This is a genomic window from Campylobacter armoricus (genome assembly GCF_013372105.1).
GTDB classification, from domain to species: Bacteria; Campylobacterota; Campylobacteria; order Campylobacterales; family Campylobacteraceae; genus Campylobacter_D; species Campylobacter_D armoricus.
In genome coordinates this window covers 800,909-817,047 of sequence record NZ_CP053825.1, presented here as the reverse complement: position 1 = coordinate 817,047, position 16,139 = coordinate 800,909, and the positions used below count along the sequence as shown (strand labels likewise).

The 16,139-nt window shown below is 27.9% G+C and carries 18 protein-coding genes and 1 other RNA gene; 12 read left to right on the top strand and 7 right to left on the bottom strand.

Features of this window, described 5'->3' with window-relative positions:
* Positions 1–4 precede the first annotated feature (4 nt).
* The 12 genes from CARM_RS04290 to CARM_RS04235 all read left to right on the top strand — a co-directional run bounded on the left by CARM_RS04290 (position 5) and on the right by CARM_RS04235 (position 11,109).
* Complete coding sequence (locus tag CARM_RS04290; RefSeq protein WP_139425328.1) at positions 5–268, top strand: DUF2018 family protein; 264 nt, start codon at positions 5–7, stop codon at positions 266–268.
* Positions 269–271: 3 nt separating this feature from the next.
* Positions 272–706: an exporting protein gene (locus CARM_RS04285; RefSeq protein WP_139425326.1), complete on the top strand. Its 435-nt coding sequence runs from the start codon at positions 272–274 to the stop codon at positions 704–706.
* 44 nt (positions 707–750) lie between these two features.
* Positions 751–1,644, top strand: coding sequence for a polyprenyl synthetase family protein (locus CARM_RS04280; RefSeq protein WP_139425324.1), 894 nt, complete (start codon positions 751–753; stop codon positions 1,642–1,644).
* The gene (hemA, locus tag CARM_RS04275; protein WP_139425322.1) at positions 1,644–2,951 is read left to right on the top strand and encodes a glutamyl-tRNA reductase; all 1,308 of its coding nucleotides are present in this window, start codon (positions 1,644–1,646) and stop codon (positions 2,949–2,951) included. Before CARM_RS04280 ends, hemA begins: the two co-directional genes overlap by 1 nt.
* A complete protein-coding gene (locus CARM_RS04270; protein ID WP_139425320.1) occupies positions 2,941–4,638 on the top strand; it encodes a proline--tRNA ligase in 1,698 nt (565 codons plus the stop codon). The genes hemA and CARM_RS04270 overlap by 11 nt, the downstream gene beginning before the upstream one ends.
* The gene (locus CARM_RS04265) at positions 4,635–5,033 is read left to right on the top strand and encodes an FxsA family protein (RefSeq protein ID WP_139425318.1); all 399 of its coding nucleotides are present in this window, start codon (positions 4,635–4,637) and stop codon (positions 5,031–5,033) included. The genes CARM_RS04270 and CARM_RS04265 overlap by 4 nt, the downstream gene beginning before the upstream one ends.
* Complete coding sequence (gene hemC, locus CARM_RS04260) at positions 5,030–5,956, top strand: hydroxymethylbilane synthase (RefSeq protein ID WP_139425316.1); 927 nt, start codon at positions 5,030–5,032, stop codon at positions 5,954–5,956. Before CARM_RS04265 ends, hemC begins: the two co-directional genes overlap by 4 nt.
* Positions 5,957–7,750, top strand: a complete 1,794-nt coding sequence (locus CARM_RS04255) for a menaquinone biosynthesis decarboxylase (protein WP_139425314.1) — start codon at positions 5,957–5,959, stop codon at positions 7,748–7,750.
* Positions 7,751–7,869: 119 nt separating this feature from the next.
* A complete protein-coding gene (locus tag CARM_RS04250; protein WP_139425312.1) occupies positions 7,870–8,217 on the top strand; it encodes a FlaG family protein in 348 nt (115 codons plus the stop codon).
* A 2-nt stretch (positions 8,218–8,219) separates the two neighbouring features.
* Positions 8,220–10,508, top strand: a complete 2,289-nt coding sequence (gene fliD / locus CARM_RS04245) for a flagellar filament capping protein FliD (protein ID WP_139425311.1) — start codon at positions 8,220–8,222, stop codon at positions 10,506–10,508.
* Positions 10,509–10,525: 17 nt separating this feature from the next.
* A complete protein-coding gene (gene fliS / locus CARM_RS04240) occupies positions 10,526–10,897 on the top strand; it encodes a flagellar export chaperone FliS (protein WP_139425309.1) in 372 nt (123 codons plus the stop codon).
* On the top strand, positions 10,894–11,109 hold the full coding sequence (locus tag CARM_RS04235; RefSeq protein ID WP_139425307.1) for a hypothetical protein: 216 nt from the start codon (positions 10,894–10,896) through the stop codon (positions 11,107–11,109). Before fliS ends, CARM_RS04235 begins: the two co-directional genes overlap by 4 nt.
* On the opposite strand, the gene rnpB is transcribed toward CARM_RS04235, so the two are convergent.
* The 7 genes from rnpB to rplI form a co-directional block, all read right to left on the bottom strand.
* An RNA gene (gene rnpB, locus CARM_RS04230) (RNase P RNA component class A) lies at positions 11,104–11,428 on the bottom strand. The two genes, CARM_RS04235 and rnpB, sit on opposite strands and share 6 nt — an antisense overlap.
* A 27-nt stretch (positions 11,429–11,455) precedes the next feature.
* Positions 11,456–12,007, bottom strand: a complete 552-nt coding sequence (locus tag CARM_RS04225) for a hypothetical protein (protein WP_139425305.1) — start codon at positions 12,005–12,007, stop codon at positions 11,456–11,458.
* Positions 11,970–12,974, bottom strand: a complete 1,005-nt coding sequence (locus CARM_RS04220) for a hypothetical protein (protein WP_139425303.1) — start codon at positions 12,972–12,974, stop codon at positions 11,970–11,972. The genes CARM_RS04225 and CARM_RS04220 overlap by 38 nt, the downstream gene beginning before the upstream one ends.
* Entirely contained in the window at positions 12,967–13,839 is an 873-nt protein-coding gene (gene era / locus CARM_RS04215; RefSeq protein ID WP_139425301.1) for a GTPase Era, read from the bottom strand. Before era ends, CARM_RS04220 begins: the two co-directional genes overlap by 8 nt.
* A complete protein-coding gene (gene hslU / locus CARM_RS04210; protein ID WP_139425299.1) occupies positions 13,836–15,155 on the bottom strand; it encodes an ATP-dependent protease ATPase subunit HslU in 1,320 nt (439 codons plus the stop codon). The genes era and hslU overlap by 4 nt, the downstream gene beginning before the upstream one ends.
* Positions 15,152–15,694, bottom strand: coding sequence for an ATP-dependent protease subunit HslV (gene hslV, locus CARM_RS04205; protein WP_139425297.1), 543 nt, complete (start codon positions 15,692–15,694; stop codon positions 15,152–15,154). The genes hslU and hslV overlap by 4 nt, the downstream gene beginning before the upstream one ends.
* Entirely contained in the window at positions 15,694–16,137 is a 444-nt protein-coding gene (gene rplI / locus CARM_RS04200; RefSeq protein WP_139425295.1) for a 50S ribosomal protein L9, read from the bottom strand. The genes hslV and rplI overlap by 1 nt, the downstream gene beginning before the upstream one ends.
* Between the last annotated feature and the right edge of the window lie 2 nt (positions 16,138–16,139).

Genomic DNA, 16,139 nt, shown 5'->3' with positions numbered 1-16,139 from the left:
AACTATGGATATTTTTGATGAAATGTTTGCAAAAAATCCTAAAGAAAAATTTCTAGAAACAATAAAATACGCAAATTTAGGTGCTTTAGAAAATGTAATGGAAAAACTACTAGCTGATCACATTGCTATGATAGAACTTTTGGAAAAAAATAAAATTAGCGAAGCAGATGTAGCGCAGTTTAAAATGGAAAATTCTCTTTTAATTGATGAGAGAAAGAATGATTTTTATATCGGCTTAAGTGCTGAAATTTTAAGTCATGAAGGTTAAAATTTGCGTTTAGTTTTTTCTCTAATTTTGTTGTGTATTTTTGTTAAAGCAGAAGTGTTTTTTGATTATACTTATAAATTTACCTTAAGTAAAGATGAAAAAGCAAGTGTAAAAATAAAAGAAATTGACTATCCTGATGAAACTTATTATTTTGATTTTTCATGGACTTTGTTTGATTTTACCAATATTATTGTTCATTCAAAATATAAAAAATATCCTAGACAATTTGTAATGTCTTTAAGAAGAAATTTAAATTGGGTAGATCAAACCTTGATACCTGATTATAAAAATCCTCACATAGATAGAGCAAGATTAATACTTGAATTTAGTGATTTTAAAAAAGGTGAAGCTGTTTTTACGGTATATATAGAAGATAAAGATAAAAGATTGGAAGTGAAATTTTTAGATCCTAGAAAAGCAACTCTTAACCAAAACTAAAGTAAAATTTAATAAAATATATTAAACAAAATAAGGGAAATATAGTGCAAAAGATTGATCAATATATGCATGAATTTTTATCCGAATTAAACTACGAACCTATCATAACAATGAGTTTAAATCTACAAGGCGGTAAAAAATTACGCTCTAAACTTCTTTTAAAAATAGCTGGAGAAAGTGAGATTAACTATAAAATTTGTGCCATTATAGAATTAATTCATGCTGCGAGTTTATTACATGATGATGTAATTGATGAAGCTAAGCTTAGAAGAGGAGTAAAATCTATCAATGCACAATTTGGTGCAAAAAATGCTATTATGCTAGGAGATATTTTATACTCAAAAGCTTTTTATGAGTTATCTTTAATAGATTTAAAATTAGCTAAAATTATCTCAAACGCAGTTGTGAAGCTTTCCATAGGTGAATTGATGGATGTAAATTTGAGTAATAATTTTAATACCAATGAAAATGCTTATATGGATATGATTTATAATAAAACTGCTGTTTTGATTGAAGCAAGTGCAAAATGTGGAGCCATACTTGCAAATTTAAATGAAGATGATTTTGCTCTTTATGGTAAAAATTTGGGTTTAGCATTTCAAATAGTAGATGATCTTTTAGATATTAAAGCTGATGAGCAAACTCTAGGTAAGCCTGTTATGAATGACTTTAAAGAAGGTAAAACTACACTTGCTTATATATATTTATATGAAAAATTAAATACCCAAGAGCAAGAAAAACTAAAAAGTTACTATAAAAAACAATTAAATGATGATGAAATTGTTTGGATTAAAACCAAAATGCAAGAATGCAAAATTTTCGATAAGATTAATGATAAATTAAAATTTTATTCCAAAAACGCATTAGATACTATAAAAAAATATAATATAAAAGATTTAGAAGATATTATTAAAAATATGATAGAAAGGGAATTTTAATGCATTATTATTGTGTTAGTTTTACACATAAAAATACAGATATTGCTACTAGAGAAAAACTTTCCTTTTCTAGCGAAGATAAAAAACGAGAATTGCTAAAACTTATTCATTCTAATAATAAAATTTTAGAAAGTTTAATACTTAGTACATGTAATAGGGTGGAAATTTTTCTTTTTACCGGAGAGCTTGATAAACTTAACGAACATATTATAAATACACTTTGCCTGCTTTGTGGAGTTGATAAGAATGAATTAAGTGCTAAGGCAGACTTTTATGAAGATAGTGGAGCAATCCATCATCTTTTTTCTGTAGCAAGTTCTTTAGATAGTTTAGTTATAGGTGAAACACAAATTGCTGGACAATTAAAAGATGCTTATAAGTTTTCTTTACAAGAACAAAAATGTGGCGTTCATATTACTCGTGCTATACATTATGCTTTTAAATGTGCAGCTAAGGTTAGAAATCAAACTGAAATTTCTAAAAATCCTATTTCTGTTGCTTCTGTTGCTGTTGCAAAAGCTAAAGAACTTTTAAATTTAGAAAATAAAACTATAGTAGTTGTTGGCGCAGGAGAAATGAGTGAATTAGCCTGTAAGCATCTTTTAAATGCAAAAGCAAAAGTTTTAATTTTAAATAGAGATATACAAAATGCAAAAAAACTCAGCGAAACATTAGGTGAAGATGTAAGTTATGAAAGTATAGCAAATTTAAAAGAGGCATTAAATAAATACGAAGTATTTTTTAGCGCTACAAATGCTCCACATGCCATTATAACAAGTGATTTGTTAGAAGAAAAAGATTTTAAACGATATTTTTTTGATATAGCAGTTCCTAGAGATATTGATATAAAGATGAGTGAAAAAAATATTGTCTATGCTGTTGATGATTTAGAAGAAGTTGTAAGAAAAAATTTAACCCTAAGAGAGCATCAAGCTCAAATTGCATATTCTATAGTAGGTGTTATGACAAATGATTTTTTTCAACATTTAAGTAAATTAGCAACTTTACCTTTAGTAAAACAACTACGCTTACGGGCTGATGAAATTGCTAAAGAGCAATTGCAAAAAGCCATAAAAAAAGGTTATTTAAAACACACAAATCACGAAGAAGCTAGAAAACTTATAAACCAAGTGATGAATGTATTTTTACATCATCCTAGTGTTAATTTAAAAAAATTAAGTGGAACTATGCAAAATGATTCTGTTGTAAATGCTATGCGTTATGTTTTTGATTTAAAAAATGAAAATTTAGAAGGTTTAAATTCTTATAAATGTGAATTTAGTTTGGAGAATCACAATGAAATTTAGTAAATTTTATGCTATCAGTTCAAAAGAAAACCCAAAAGATGCTAGTTTGCCAAGTCATATTTTTTTAGTTAGAGGTTCTTTTGTAGAACAAATTGGTAGTGGTTTATATAATTTTTTACCACTAGGCAAAAGAGTGCTAGATAAAATCAAAGATATTATTAAAGAAGAGATGGATAAAGCAGGAGCTTTAGAAGTAAATTTAAGCTTTAATACTCCGGCTAGTCTTTGGAAAGAAAGTGGAAGGTTTAATGTCTTTGGTAAGGAGCTTTTGCGTTTTAAAGATAGAAAAGAAAATGATTTTGTCTTAGGACCAACACACGAAGAAGCTATGGTAGCTTTGATAAGAAATAAAATTACTTCCTATAAACAACTACCATTGCATTTATACCAAATAGGACTTAAATTTAGAGATGAAGCTAGACCTAGATTTGGACTTTTAAGATGTAGAGAATTCTTAATGAAAGATGGTTATAGTTTTCATAGCAATGAAGCTGATTTAGATAGAGAATTTAATCTAATGCATGAAACTTATAGCAAAATTTTAACAAGATTAGGACTTGATTTTAGAGCTGTTGAAGCAGATAGTGGGGCTATTGGTGGAAGTGGCTCGAAAGAATTTATGGTATTGGCTAAAAATGGTGAAGATGATATTTTATTATGCGAAAATTGCGACTATGCTGCAAATATTGAAGCAGCAAAAAGAACTAAAAAAAATTGTAAAGATGAAAGACCAGAAGCTGACTTTGCAACACAATTTTATACCCCAAATATAAAAACTATTAATGAATTAGCGGATTTTTTTAAAATCAATCCTTATTACACTATTAAAGCCATTGCTAAAAAAGCTATTTATGAAAATGAAGAAAAAATTGTGCTGTTTTTTATACGCGGTGATGATGAACTTCAAGAAGTAAAAGCTCTAAATGCAGCAAATGCACTAGAGTTAGCTGATGTAAGCGAAGAAGAATTAGAAAAAGTAGGTTTAGTACCAGGATTTATTGGTTTTGTAGGATTAAATAATGTGGATTTTTACATAGATTATGAGCTTGAAAATGAAACAAATATGATTATTGGATCTAATAAAAAAGATTATCATTTAGTCGGAATCAATGTAGTAAATTTAAATAAAGAACGCTTTAAAGATTTATGTGCAGTTAAAGAGGGTGATCTTTGTCCAAAATGTCAGCACAAGCTTAAACAAAGTAAAGGAATAGAAGTAGGGCATATTTTCAAACTTGGAAATAAATACTCAAAAGCAATGAATGCAAGTTACTTAGATGAAAATGGCAAAACGCAATTTTTTACTATGGGCTGTTATGGTATGGGAGTAAGTCGCCTAGTAGCTGTTGCCATAGAAGCAAGTCATGATGAAAAAGGTTGTATTTGGAATAAAACTTTAACCCCTTTTGCTTTAGATATTATAGTTTCTAATATAAAAGATATAAAAGCTATGGATTTTGCTGAAAAAATTTATACTCATTTTAAAGACAAAGAGATTTTATTTGATGATAGAAATGAGCGTTTTGGAGTTAAAATAAATGATTTTGAGCTTATGGGATTTCCTTATGCTTTAGTTATAGGCAAAGGTTTAGAAAATAACGAAGTAGAGCTAATCCATAGAAAAACCTTAGAAAAACAAATTTTAAAAAAAGAAGAAGTAATTTCATACTTAGAGAAGATTTTATGAGATTTGTCGCAAAAACAAATATTAGTTTATTTTTAATTTTAGAATTAATTTTTAGTATTATTTTTATAGCAACTTTTGGTTTTTTGAATTTTTTTATGATAGTTTTTGTAAGTATGTTTTTAGGTGCTATTTTTTTAGCAAAAACATGGACTAATATTATTACTATGCAAAATACTAATATGAATTTTTTTAGTATGATAAAATTATTTTCTTTAACTATAGTAGGAATTTTATTTTTAATACCTGGAATTTTAAGTACTTTTTTAGGTGTTTTACTTTTTGTTTTTATGGTGGTATTGAAAATTTTTATAAATCAAAAAGGAAAAACAGCATATCAAAAAAACAACGAAGATGAAATTATAGATGTAGAGATTATACAGGAGAATAAAAAATGAAATTAACCATCGCAACAAGAAAAAGCCAACTTGCGTTATGGCAAAGTGAATATGTAAAAGAAAAGTTATTGAATAATCATAGTAATTTAGAAATTTCTTTAGAAGGTTTTAAGACTAAAGGTGATGTTTTATTGGATTCTCCTTTAGCTAAAATAGGTGGAAAAGGTCTTTTTACAAAAGAACTTGAAGAAAGTATGCTAAGAGGTGATGCACATTTGGCTGTACATAGTTTAAAAGATGTACCTAGTTTTTTTCCAGATGGCTTAGTTTTAGCTGCTATTTCAAAAAGAGAGATAGTAAATGATGCTTTTTTAAGTGAATACTATGAAGATTTAAATACTTTACCAAAAGGAGCAAAGGTAGGCACAACAAGTCTTAGAAGAAAAATGCAGCTTTTAGCACTAAGACCTGATTTAAATATCATATCTTTAAGAGGTAATATAAACTCTCGTTTAGAAAAACTTAAAGCAAAAGAATTTGACGCTATTATTTTAGCTCTAGCTGGTATTAAACGCTTGGGCTTAGATAAAGAAATAAAATACATTAGGACTTTTGAACTTGATGAAATGATACCTGCAGCTTCTCAAGGGGCTTTAGGTATAGAAAGTATTGATGATAAACAAATTTTAACATATTTAGAATGTTTAAATGATGAAAATGCCTTTATAGAAACTCATATAGAAAGAGATTTTATAAAAACCCTAGAAGGTGGTTGCCAAGTACCTATAGGTATCAATGCAAAAATCATTGATGAAAAAATAGAAATTCGTGCTATAGTAGGCTTACCTAATGCAAGTAAAATTTTAAAAGAAAAAAGAGTGATTGATAAGCAAGATTATACAAATGCGGGTGAGTTTTTAGCTAAAGAAATGATAAAAAAAGGTGCAAAAGAAATTTTAAAAGAAGCAGAAAGTATGATATAAATGCAAAAATTTATCAATATTTTAAAAGAAAACAATTTACTAAAAGTTATTGATGAGCCAGTTGATATTAATCTTGAAATGGCTCATTTAGCTTATATAGAAGTAAAAAAAGAAAATTCTAAAGCCTTGCTTTTTACTAATGCGGTAAAAAATGGCAAAAAATACGATTACCCTGTGCTTTTAAACACTTTTTGTAATGAAAAAGCTTTAAATTTAGCTTTTGGAAAGCATTATGAAGAAGTAGCTAAAGAAATAAGTTCTTTACTTAAGATGCATATTCCGCAAAGCTTTAGTGCTAAGCTTGATTTTTTTAAAACCTTAATTGGATTTAAAAATATACCGCCAAAAAGAATTAGAAAAGATGGAGAATTTACCTATAAAAGTTTAAATTCTTTATATGACATACCTATTTTAAAAACATGGGAAAAAGATGTTGCACCTTTTATAACCATGGGGCAAGTTTATACTCAAAGCTTCGATGGAAAGCAAAATAACCTTGGAATGTATCGTTTGCAAGTAGTTGATGAGAAAACTTTGCTTATGCATTGGCAAATTCATAAAGATGCAAGTCATTTTTTCCACGAGTATAAAAAATTAAATCAAAAAATGCCAGTAAGTATAGCTATAGGTGGTGAACCTTTGTATATTTGGTGTGCTCAAGCACCTTTACCAAAAGGAATTTTTGAGCTTTTACTTTATGGTTTTATAAAGAAAAAACCTGCCATTTTAGCAAAATGTAAAAGTAATGATTTATATGTGCCTTATAATAGTGATTTTGTTATAGAAGGTTTTGTAGATCCAAATGAATTTGCACCAGAGGGTCCATTTGGAGATCATACAGGTTTTTATACACCAGTTGAACTTTGTCCTGTCTTAAGGATAGAAAAAATCTTTGCAAAAAAAGATGCTATTTATCAAGCCACAGTCGTGGGAAAACCACCTTTAGAAGATAAGTATATGGGACTTGGCACTGAAAGAATTTTTTTACCATTACTTCAAACAAGTGCCCCTGATTTACTTGATTATAATATGCCAGAAAATGGGGTTTTTCATAATTTAATCTTAGCAAAGATAGAAACAAAATATCCAGCACATGCAAAACAAATAATGCATACTTTTTGGGGAGTAGGGCAAATGAGTTTTGTTAAACATGCTATTTTTGTTGATGAAAATGCACCTTGCTTGAAAAACTATGATGAGCTTATACCTTATATACTAAATCGTTTTGATGAAGAAAAGCTACTAATTAGTGAAGGGATTTGTGATCAACTTGATCATGCATCAAGTACTTATTGTTATGGTGGTAAAGCAGGGCTTGACGCATGTGGAAATGAAAAAAAAGTCGAGCTTGAAATTTTAAATGATGAATCATTGCTTCAGCTTTTAAAAGAAAAAGAAGAAAATATTTTAAATTTAAAGCAATTTTATACTCAAACTTTTGCACCAATTTGTGTGATTTTAATTGATAAAAAGGAAAAAATTTCGTATGTTTTTGAAAAACTACAAATCCACAAAAAACATTTTAGAATTTTAGTTTTCTTAAATCAAGATGCTATCTTAGAAAATCCTTATATGCTAATTTGGCGTGTGGTAAATAATATTGATGCAAAAAGAGATATTTTTATAAAAAAAGATTGTGTTTGTATAGATGCTACCAATAAAGGTTTGCTAGAGGATTATCACAAAGATTGGCCTTTAATGACAAACTGCTCTAAGAATATTATAGATAAGCTTATCTCAAAAAAATTACTTCCAAATGATAAAGATTTTTTCAAAAAGTTTGAAATTTTTTAACTTCAAACTTTTTTGAGAACACTTTTTGCTTATAAAATTATAGTTTTTTATTTTAGTTATTAAGTTTTTTTAAAATGTGTCGATAATGTGTTTTAAAGTCTTTTAAAAAGGAGTTTAAAATGGACATAAGTAATATTCAAAGAGATAACAAAAGCTTAACTCATTTTAACAATACTAAAAATATTGAGAGAGCTTCTCTTGAAAACACAAAACAAGTAAATTTAAACAATCAAGATGAGAATTTAAATGAAAAACTAAAAAACGCAACAGAAAAACTTAATCATCAAATGGAAACACTAGAAACAAATGTTCGCTTTGCATATAATGATAAAATAAATGCAATGTATGTTAATGTAACTGAAAAAGATACAGGTAAGCTCATACGAAAAATTCCTAGTGAGGAAGTCATGAAGCTAATAGAACATTTTAAAGGTGTAATTGGGACTATTTTCGATAAGGAGAGTTAATCATGGCAATAGGTAGTTTAGGTAGTTTAGGAATAGGTTCAGGTGTTTTAACAAGTGATACATTAAACAAACTCAAAGAAGCAGAAATGAATGCTCATTTGAAGCTTTATAACTCGCAACTTGAAACTAATACTTCAAGACAAAAAGACTTAGCAGAGCTTGAGGCTAAGCTTTTAGCTTTCCAAACTGCTGTAAATAGCCTTGGTGATGCTTCACAATTTAATCAAAAAAAAGTTTCTCCTAGTGTAAGTGGAGATAGTGCAGCAGCAAGCTTAACCGTAGGTTCTTTATCTAATCTTAAAAACATGAAAGTTGTAGTAGATCAACTTGCCCAAAAAGATGTATATCAAAGCAATGGTTTTAAAGATAAAACCGCTACTGTTATGGGTAGTTTAGGTATAGAAGGACAAGATGGTAAAGCTTCTTTTACTATTACTCAAGATGGTAAAGATTATAAAATAGATATAGATAAAAGCACTACTGTAACACAACTTGCAGAAAAAATAAATGCTGCTACAGGTGGAAAAGTAGAAGCTAAAATAGTCAATACAGGAGATAAAGAAAATCCGTATCGCTTAGTGGTGCAAAGTGCTGAAACAGGAACCAAAAATAATATTTCTTTTTCAGGTGATGAAGACCTCTTAAAAGGTATGGGCTGGGAGCTTGATAAAAACAGCATTAGTGCAGGTGGTTTGTATGGTTTTAGAGAAAATGGAAATAATGATAAAACTCAAATCAAAGGAACGCTTTCATCCAAGCCAAATGGAAGTGATAAATTATTAAATTCAGGAGATGGCAAAACCTCCTTGACTTTTGTAGTTAAAAATGGTGATACTTATGATAGATATACCATAGATATTGATGAAAATACTACTTATGATAGCCTAGCTGAACAAATTAGCAAAAAAACCAATGGTAAAGTTAATTTAGAACTAACAGATACAGGAGCAACTTTCAAAACAACCAATGGAGCTGAGCTTGGTATTTTTGATGGAGGTTATGCTGTAGATGAAGATGGTAATGTTGATAAAGCAAATTACGCTAGAGATAACAAAGCTACAAATTTATTAAGTGAAAAATTTGGAATCACTTTAGATACTAATACTCCACAAGGCTATAATGTAAAAGCTGGTAATGAAAATCATATACAAAAGGGTATGGACGCTATCTTTAGTGTAGATGGTGTTAAAATGACTAGGCCAACTAATACTATCACAGATATTGGTCCTGATATTACTTTAGAACTTAAGCAAAAGGGTGAAATTAGTTTTAATGTTACTCAAGATACCGAAGCATTATCACAATCTTTAGAAAATTTAGCAAAATCTTACAATGATTTGATGCTAAATATCACTGCAGCTACAAAATATGATCCTGATGCAGGAACAAAAGGGAATTTTGTAGGTGTAAGTTCGATTTACAATATAAAATCAGAAATCAATAATATTTTACTTAAAACTATTACCGTAGATGGAACAATAACAGTAGGTGATAGCGAAAGCTCTGAAGGCACTAAAGTTTCTTCTAAAGTTAGTTTATCTTTAGCTGATTATGGTTTAACTTTATCAGATGGAACGCTAACTTTTGATTCTTCTAAATTTAATACCAAATTTAATGAAGATCCTGAAATGGCTGAAAAATTTTTCGTAGGACACAATGGATTTGAAGATATTGATTTAGTTGGAGATAAAGTTAAATTAGATGAAGATATTGATTTTAAGGATAAAAATTTCAAAATTATATATAATGATGAAACAATAGATTTAAGTAAAACAAAAAATGGCGATGATTTTAAAATAACAGGTAATAATGCTACCGAAAGAGCTCAAAGTTTAGTTGATCATATAAATAGTTTTGGATTAGAAGGTCTAGAAGCTAGTTTTGAAATAGTTAAACAAGGATCAGAAGAACAAATACAATTTAAAATCAAAGGAACATCAGGAAGCAATCTTGAAATTCAAGGAGATAAAGATTTTTTAAAAAAATTTGGTTTAAGTCCTAAAACTATATATTCACAATATAAAGAAGAAAGTGGAACTTTTGGAATATTAAAAAATACAATGAAAGAAATGATGAGTTCTGAGGGTTCATTTGGAGGATATAAAGCATCGTTAAATAAAGAAGCTGATTATCTTAATAAAGTAACAGAAGATACTAAAAAATCCATAGAAAGTCGATATGATACTATGTGGGCAAAGTGGGCTGCGTATGATGGTATTATCGCTAAATTAAATAGTCAGGCAAATGTAATTACAAATATGATTAATGCCGCAAATAATCAAAAATCTTAACTTAGAGAGGTTTTTATATGGTAAATAATGCAGTTTATAGTGCGTATTCACAAAATCAAGTAGGCGTAGAATCCCAAGAAAAACTTATAGAAATGCTATATGGTGGTATTTTACGCTTTTCAAGTAGAATAAAAATAGCAATACAAAATGAAAATATAGAAGAAAGAGTGTATTATGTAAAAAGAGCTAGTGCTATTTTTATAGAATTAATAAATTGTCTTGATTATGATAAAGGTGGTGAAGTAGCTCATTATTTAAGTGGCTTATATACTAGACAATTACAACTACTTTCTTTATCAAATATAGAAAATAATGAAACTAGGGTTGATGAAGTGATAAATGTAGTCAAAGGTTTGTTAGAGGCTTGGAGGGAAGTACATCAAAAATGAGTGAAAAAAAGTGGATAGATGAGTTTAAAATCGCTGTTTATACTGAAGATATAGAAAAAATAGTTAAACTCATGGAAAAACCCGATTATAAAGATTGTCCTAATGAGGCATTAGCTCTTACTAATGAAGCTTTAGCTTTTATGAAAAAAAAGCAAGATGAAATAGCTGTTAATTTACAAAAACTCAAAAAAGCTTCTGCATATATAAAATAAAACATGGCTATAAGCCGAGTTCTGTCAAGAGCGATCATTTATCTAGCTTTGTTTTTACAAACAAAGTCAAGCGAAGGGTTAAAATATAAGACTAAAACCACCCCTTCTTGCTGCAGATTGGGTTTACATAGCTAGCTTTGTTACCAAAGCTACTGGTAGGCTCTTACCCTGCCGTTTCACCTTTTCCATAAAATATGGTAGTTTTCTTTCTGTTGCACTTTCCCTTAGGTCACCCTAGCCATCCATTAGATGGAATCTTTGTCTTATAGCAGCTCGGACTTTCCTCTTCATTTTTTGAAGCGATCGCTTGCCATGTTTGGAATTAATTGTATCAAAAAAAACTTATTTATACTAGAGGAAATATTAAATTAAGTGTAATTTTTAACTTATTTTCATATTTTTCAAGCTCAATTTTTTTTACTTTAATACTCAAATCAAGCTCTTGTAAAAAAGACAATAACGAATTAAAATCTGAAATAAAATTCAAATTTAACTCATAATATGTAAAATATTTATCTTTATAACGTTGTGTTTGAATTTGAACCGATTTTGCTTTTATTAATAATAATTTTTTTTCTATAAGATTTAAGATTGTTTGATAGTCTTGCTTTAATTGTTTAAATTTATTATCATTTATTTTTAATGAAGCGTTGATATCTTGTTGAGCAAAGATAATATCATTTTTATTTTGCTGTATTTTCAATTGCAAAGAATTTAATTTATCATTTAAAAGCATATCTTTGTTTTCAAAAAGTCTAAACATACTAAAATAAACCACAAAAAAACCAAAAATAAAACTTAAAATTAAAGCTAATTTATATTCTCTAGATGATAATCTAATTAGAATATTTTCTAAAAAATCAAATATTTTTTTGCAAATATATATTAATTTTTTCATTATTAATTTCTTTATTTTTCAATATAAATCCATATTTTTTAAAATCATCATAAAAATTATAGTCTTTTGTAAGTTCTATTTGAAATACATTGTCTTTGAAAATTAATTTTTCAATTAAACTTTTATGAATATTTAGTATTTTAATAAAATTGTAAAAATCTTTATAACAAAGTGTATTTTTATAAAAATCATATAGATATTGATTTTTTTCATTGTTTTCATTTTGCATATTTATAAGATTTAATGTTTGTTTTTGTTTTTGTTTAAAATGTTTTAATGTAGCTTCTTCTTCTACTAATATGTTTTCATATCTTTCAATTTCATTTTCTATAGTTAATCCATGAAAATATAAATATAAAGGGTAAATTAAAGCAAATAACACACCAAATATAAAACTACTTAAAATTTTAAAACTTAATGTTTTATAAATTAATTTTTCTTCTTTTAAAGCAAAATTAATTTTAAAATTTATATTTGATTGTAATAATTCAAAATATAATATATTACTATCATTCTTTTTAAAACCACTTATACTTTTAACATCATTTACGCTCAAAATATTTTCATAGTTATTTTTTAATTGTTGTTCATAGTTTATATTATAAATACTATTAGGTATAGTCTTGCAATTTTGAAACTGATTTCCTAGATATTCCACTAATACTATATATTTATTTTTAAAAATCAAAACTAAATTTTTACTTATTTTTTGATTAAAATAAGCTTCAAAAAGTAAAGGCTCTGGAATTAACACATCATAATCTAAAATATTTTCAAATTTAGTTAGAAAAACATGAGTATGTTGCTCATTGTAAAAATACGCTAGCTTATAAGAAAAATCATCTTTAATACCAAGTTCTTTAAAACTTTTAATTAAAATCTCATCTTCATTGAGTAAATTTGGAAAATTAATATATAAAAGTTTTTCATAATTTATATAATTATTATTTATTTTTTTCTTATTCATTGTAAAGAATTTTTTTGAGATTTTGTTCGTTTTTATGCCAATTTTTTTCAAGTTGAACAAATAATTTCAACATTACCTTTTTTTGTGCTAATTTTTCTATTTTTATTCTAGCTTCTTTACCAATGCGTTTAATTGTCATACCATCTTTACCTAATATCATTCCTTTATGGGAATTACTATCTGTAATAATAACAGCATTAATATAATAAATTTGTTCCAATTCTTTAATTTTTTCAATTTTTACCTCGGTAGTATAAGGAATTTCATCACTTAAATTCTCATATATAGCTTCTAAAATGAAATCTCTATAAATATCTTTTTCATTTGTGGTAGTAATAAATTCAGGATCAAAATAATAAGGATGATTAGGTAAATACTTAATTATTTCATCTAAAAGAATTTTTTTATAAAATTTTTGCTTAGCAGAATAGGGAATAATAGCACTAAAATATGAACTAAATTTAGTATATTCACTTAATTTTTTAAGCAAAGCTTCTTTTTTTACCAAATCAACTTTATTGATTAAAACTATATGTGGAACTTTAGGATTTAAATTTAAAAATTTTTCATAATCTTTTATATCATCATAAATACTAGCTACAAATAAAATCACATCACAATCTGCAATACTTTTAACCGCCAAATCAATCATAAGTTGATTCATAGCTTTAGAGCTTGTATGTAAGCCAGGAGTATCTATAAATACAAGCTGATGATTTTCATGCATAATAATAGCGTTAATTTTTCTTCTTGTGGCATTTTGTTTATGAGAAACCATAGCCACTTTTTCTTCTAATAAAGAATTAAGGATAGAACTTTTTCCTGCATTAGTTCTACCCACTATGCTTATAAAGCCACTCTTCACAAGATATACCTAGCTAAGTCTTTATTTTCTATAATATCTCCAAGTTTAACTTGAACTTTAAAATCATCTATCTTATAAACTTTTCCAGCATACTCATCTGCTTCAAAGCTAATATCCTCTAAAAGCTTTTCTACAACAGTATGCAAGCGTCTAGCACCTATATCTTGCATTTCTTCATTAGCTTTACTTGCAATTTTTGCTATTTCTCTTATAGCTTCATCTTCAAAAACAAGTTCTACTTTTTCTGTTTTTAAAAGTTCAATATATTGAGCCAATAAAGAATTTTTAGGTCTTGTTAAAATAGCATATAAAGCATCTTCATCTAATGAATCAAGCTCAACCCTTAAAGGAAAACGACCTTGAAGTTCAGGGATTAAATCACTTGGTTTGCTTAGATGAAAAGCTCCTGCTGCAATAAATAAAATATGATCAGTCTTTAAAGGTCCGAATTTAGTTTGTATAGTGCTACCTTCAACTATAGGAAGTAAATCCCTTTGAACACCTTCTTTACTTGGATCTTGGCGGTTTGAATTTGAACTTGAAACAGCAACTTTATCTATCTCATCTATAAAAATAATCCCTTCATTTTCAGCTCTTCTTAAAGCTTCGCCTTTAATACTTTCCATATCAAGAATTTTCTCACTTGCTTCTTGAGCTAGAGCTATTCTTGCATCTTTTACTTTCATTTCTTTTTTTACTTTTTTACTACCAACTCCAATTACCTTTACTATATCTTGCATAGCACCCATTTCAGGTGGTAAATTTGGATTTGTATCAAATACACTTTGTGAAATTTCAATTTCAATCACACTATTATCTAAATCACCAGCTTTTAATTTTACACGCATTTTTTCTAAAGAATTTTGATATTCTTCTTGTTTTTCTTCACTAATTCCTTTTGGTAAAGGTGGCAAAAGTTTTTCCAAAATTTTATTTTCTATAAATTCATTGATTTTTTCTTCATTTTTTTCTTTTTCTTCATTTTTTACCAAATTTAAAGCCGCATTAGCTAAATCTCTAACCATACTCTCTACATCACGCCCAACAAAACCAACTTCAGTATATTTACTTGCTTCAACCTTTACAAAAGGGAGTCCCATCATCTTAGCAAGTCGTCTTGCAATTTCGGTTTTACCGACACCAGTTGAACCTATCATTAAAATATTTTTAGGCATAATATCATCTTGAAGTTCAGGACTAAGTTGCATTCTTCTATAACGATTTCTTAACGCAATGGCTATGATTTTTTTAGCATTTTTTTGCCCGATTACATAATCATCTAAAAATTTTACAATCTCTTTTGGAGTTAAATTCATTTATCATCCTCAATTACATAGGTTTTAATATTTGTATTAGTATAAATGCAAATTTCACCAGCTATTTGCAAGCTCTCTTTTACTACATTTTCTTCATCTAAATTCGAATGCTTAGCTAAAGCCCTTGCAGCAGAAAGTGCATAATTACCTCCACTACCAATAGCTGCTATAGCGCCATCTTCAGGTTCAACTACATCTCCAGTTCCTGAAAGTAAAAATATATGATCTCTATCAAGTACAAGCATCATAGCTTCTAATTTTCTTAAATATTTATCCTTGCGCCATTCTTTTGAAAAATCTATCGCAGCTTTTAACAAATCGCCCTTTGAAGCTGAAAGTAATTTTTCAAACATATCAAAAAGATTAAAAGCATCAGCAGTGCTTCCTGCAAAGCCTGCTAATACTTTTCCATTATTCAATTTTCTAATTTTTACGGCATTATTTTTTAAAACGGTATTTCCAAAGCTTACTTGACCATCGCCGCCAATAACTGATTTATTTTTACCCTTATAAGCTAAAATTGTAGTTGCGTGAAACATTATTCTCCTTTAACTTCTAGCTTAAATACAGCATGAATTGCATGACCTAATTTTGCTGAAATTTCATGCACACCAAGTTCTTTTATAGTATCGCATTCTAAGCTTTTTTTATCAAGCTCTATACCTTTTTGTTCCTTTAGCGCATGTGCGATTTCATCCTTAGTAACCCCACCAAACAAGCTTCCATTAGCTCCTACAGGCTTAGCTATACAAATAGTGATTTTAGACAATTCCTCTTTTAATTTTTCCAAATTTGCAAGCTCAAATCTTAAATTTTCAGCCTTTTTCTTTTGTTCTGCTTCATATTGTTTTAAAACTTCATGTGTAGCAGCCTTAGCAAAACCTTTGGCAATTAAAAAATTTTGTCCATAACCATCTTTAACTTCTTTAATCTCTCCTGCTTTTCCTAAACTTTTTACATCTTTGATTAATAATACTTTCATTT

Bases quoted from the DNA above. Each gene is read 5' to 3' on its own strand.
- fliS (WP_139425309.1), top strand. From the start codon at position 10,526: ATGGTAAATAATGCAGTTTATAGTGCGTATTCACAAAATCAAGTAGGC.
- fliD (WP_139425311.1), top strand. From the start codon at position 8,220: ATGGCAATAGGTAGTTTAGGTAGTTTAGGAATAGGTTCAGGTGTTTTA.
- CARM_RS04220 (WP_139425303.1), bottom strand. From the start codon at position 12,974: ATGAATAAGAAAAAAATAAATAATAATTATATAAATTATGAAAAACTT.
- hemC (WP_139425316.1), top strand. From the start codon at position 5,030: ATGAAATTAACCATCGCAACAAGAAAAAGCCAACTTGCGTTATGGCAA.
- CARM_RS04290 (WP_139425328.1), top strand. From the start codon at position 5: ATGGATATTTTTGATGAAATGTTTGCAAAAAATCCTAAAGAAAAATTT.
- CARM_RS04250 (WP_139425312.1), top strand. From the start codon at position 7,870: ATGGACATAAGTAATATTCAAAGAGATAACAAAAGCTTAACTCATTTT.
- rplI (WP_139425295.1), bottom strand. From the start codon at position 16,137: ATGAAAGTATTATTAATCAAAGATGTAAAAAGTTTAGGAAAAGCAGGA.
- hslV (WP_139425297.1), bottom strand. From the start codon at position 15,694: ATGTTTCACGCAACTACAATTTTAGCTTATAAGGGTAAAAATAAATCA.
- CARM_RS04235 (WP_139425307.1), top strand. From the start codon at position 10,894: ATGAGTGAAAAAAAGTGGATAGATGAGTTTAAAATCGCTGTTTATACT.
- hemA (WP_139425322.1), top strand. From the start codon at position 1,644: ATGCATTATTATTGTGTTAGTTTTACACATAAAAATACAGATATTGCT.
- hslU (WP_139425299.1), bottom strand. From the start codon at position 15,155: ATGAATTTAACTCCAAAAGAGATTGTAAAATTTTTAGATGATTATGTA.
- CARM_RS04270 (WP_139425320.1), top strand. From the start codon at position 2,941: ATGAAATTTAGTAAATTTTATGCTATCAGTTCAAAAGAAAACCCAAAA.
- CARM_RS04265 (WP_139425318.1), top strand. From the start codon at position 4,635: ATGAGATTTGTCGCAAAAACAAATATTAGTTTATTTTTAATTTTAGAA.
- CARM_RS04255 (WP_139425314.1), top strand. From the start codon at position 5,957: ATGCAAAAATTTATCAATATTTTAAAAGAAAACAATTTACTAAAAGTT.
- CARM_RS04225 (WP_139425305.1), bottom strand. From the start codon at position 12,007: ATGAAAAAATTAATATATATTTGCAAAAAAATATTTGATTTTTTAGAA.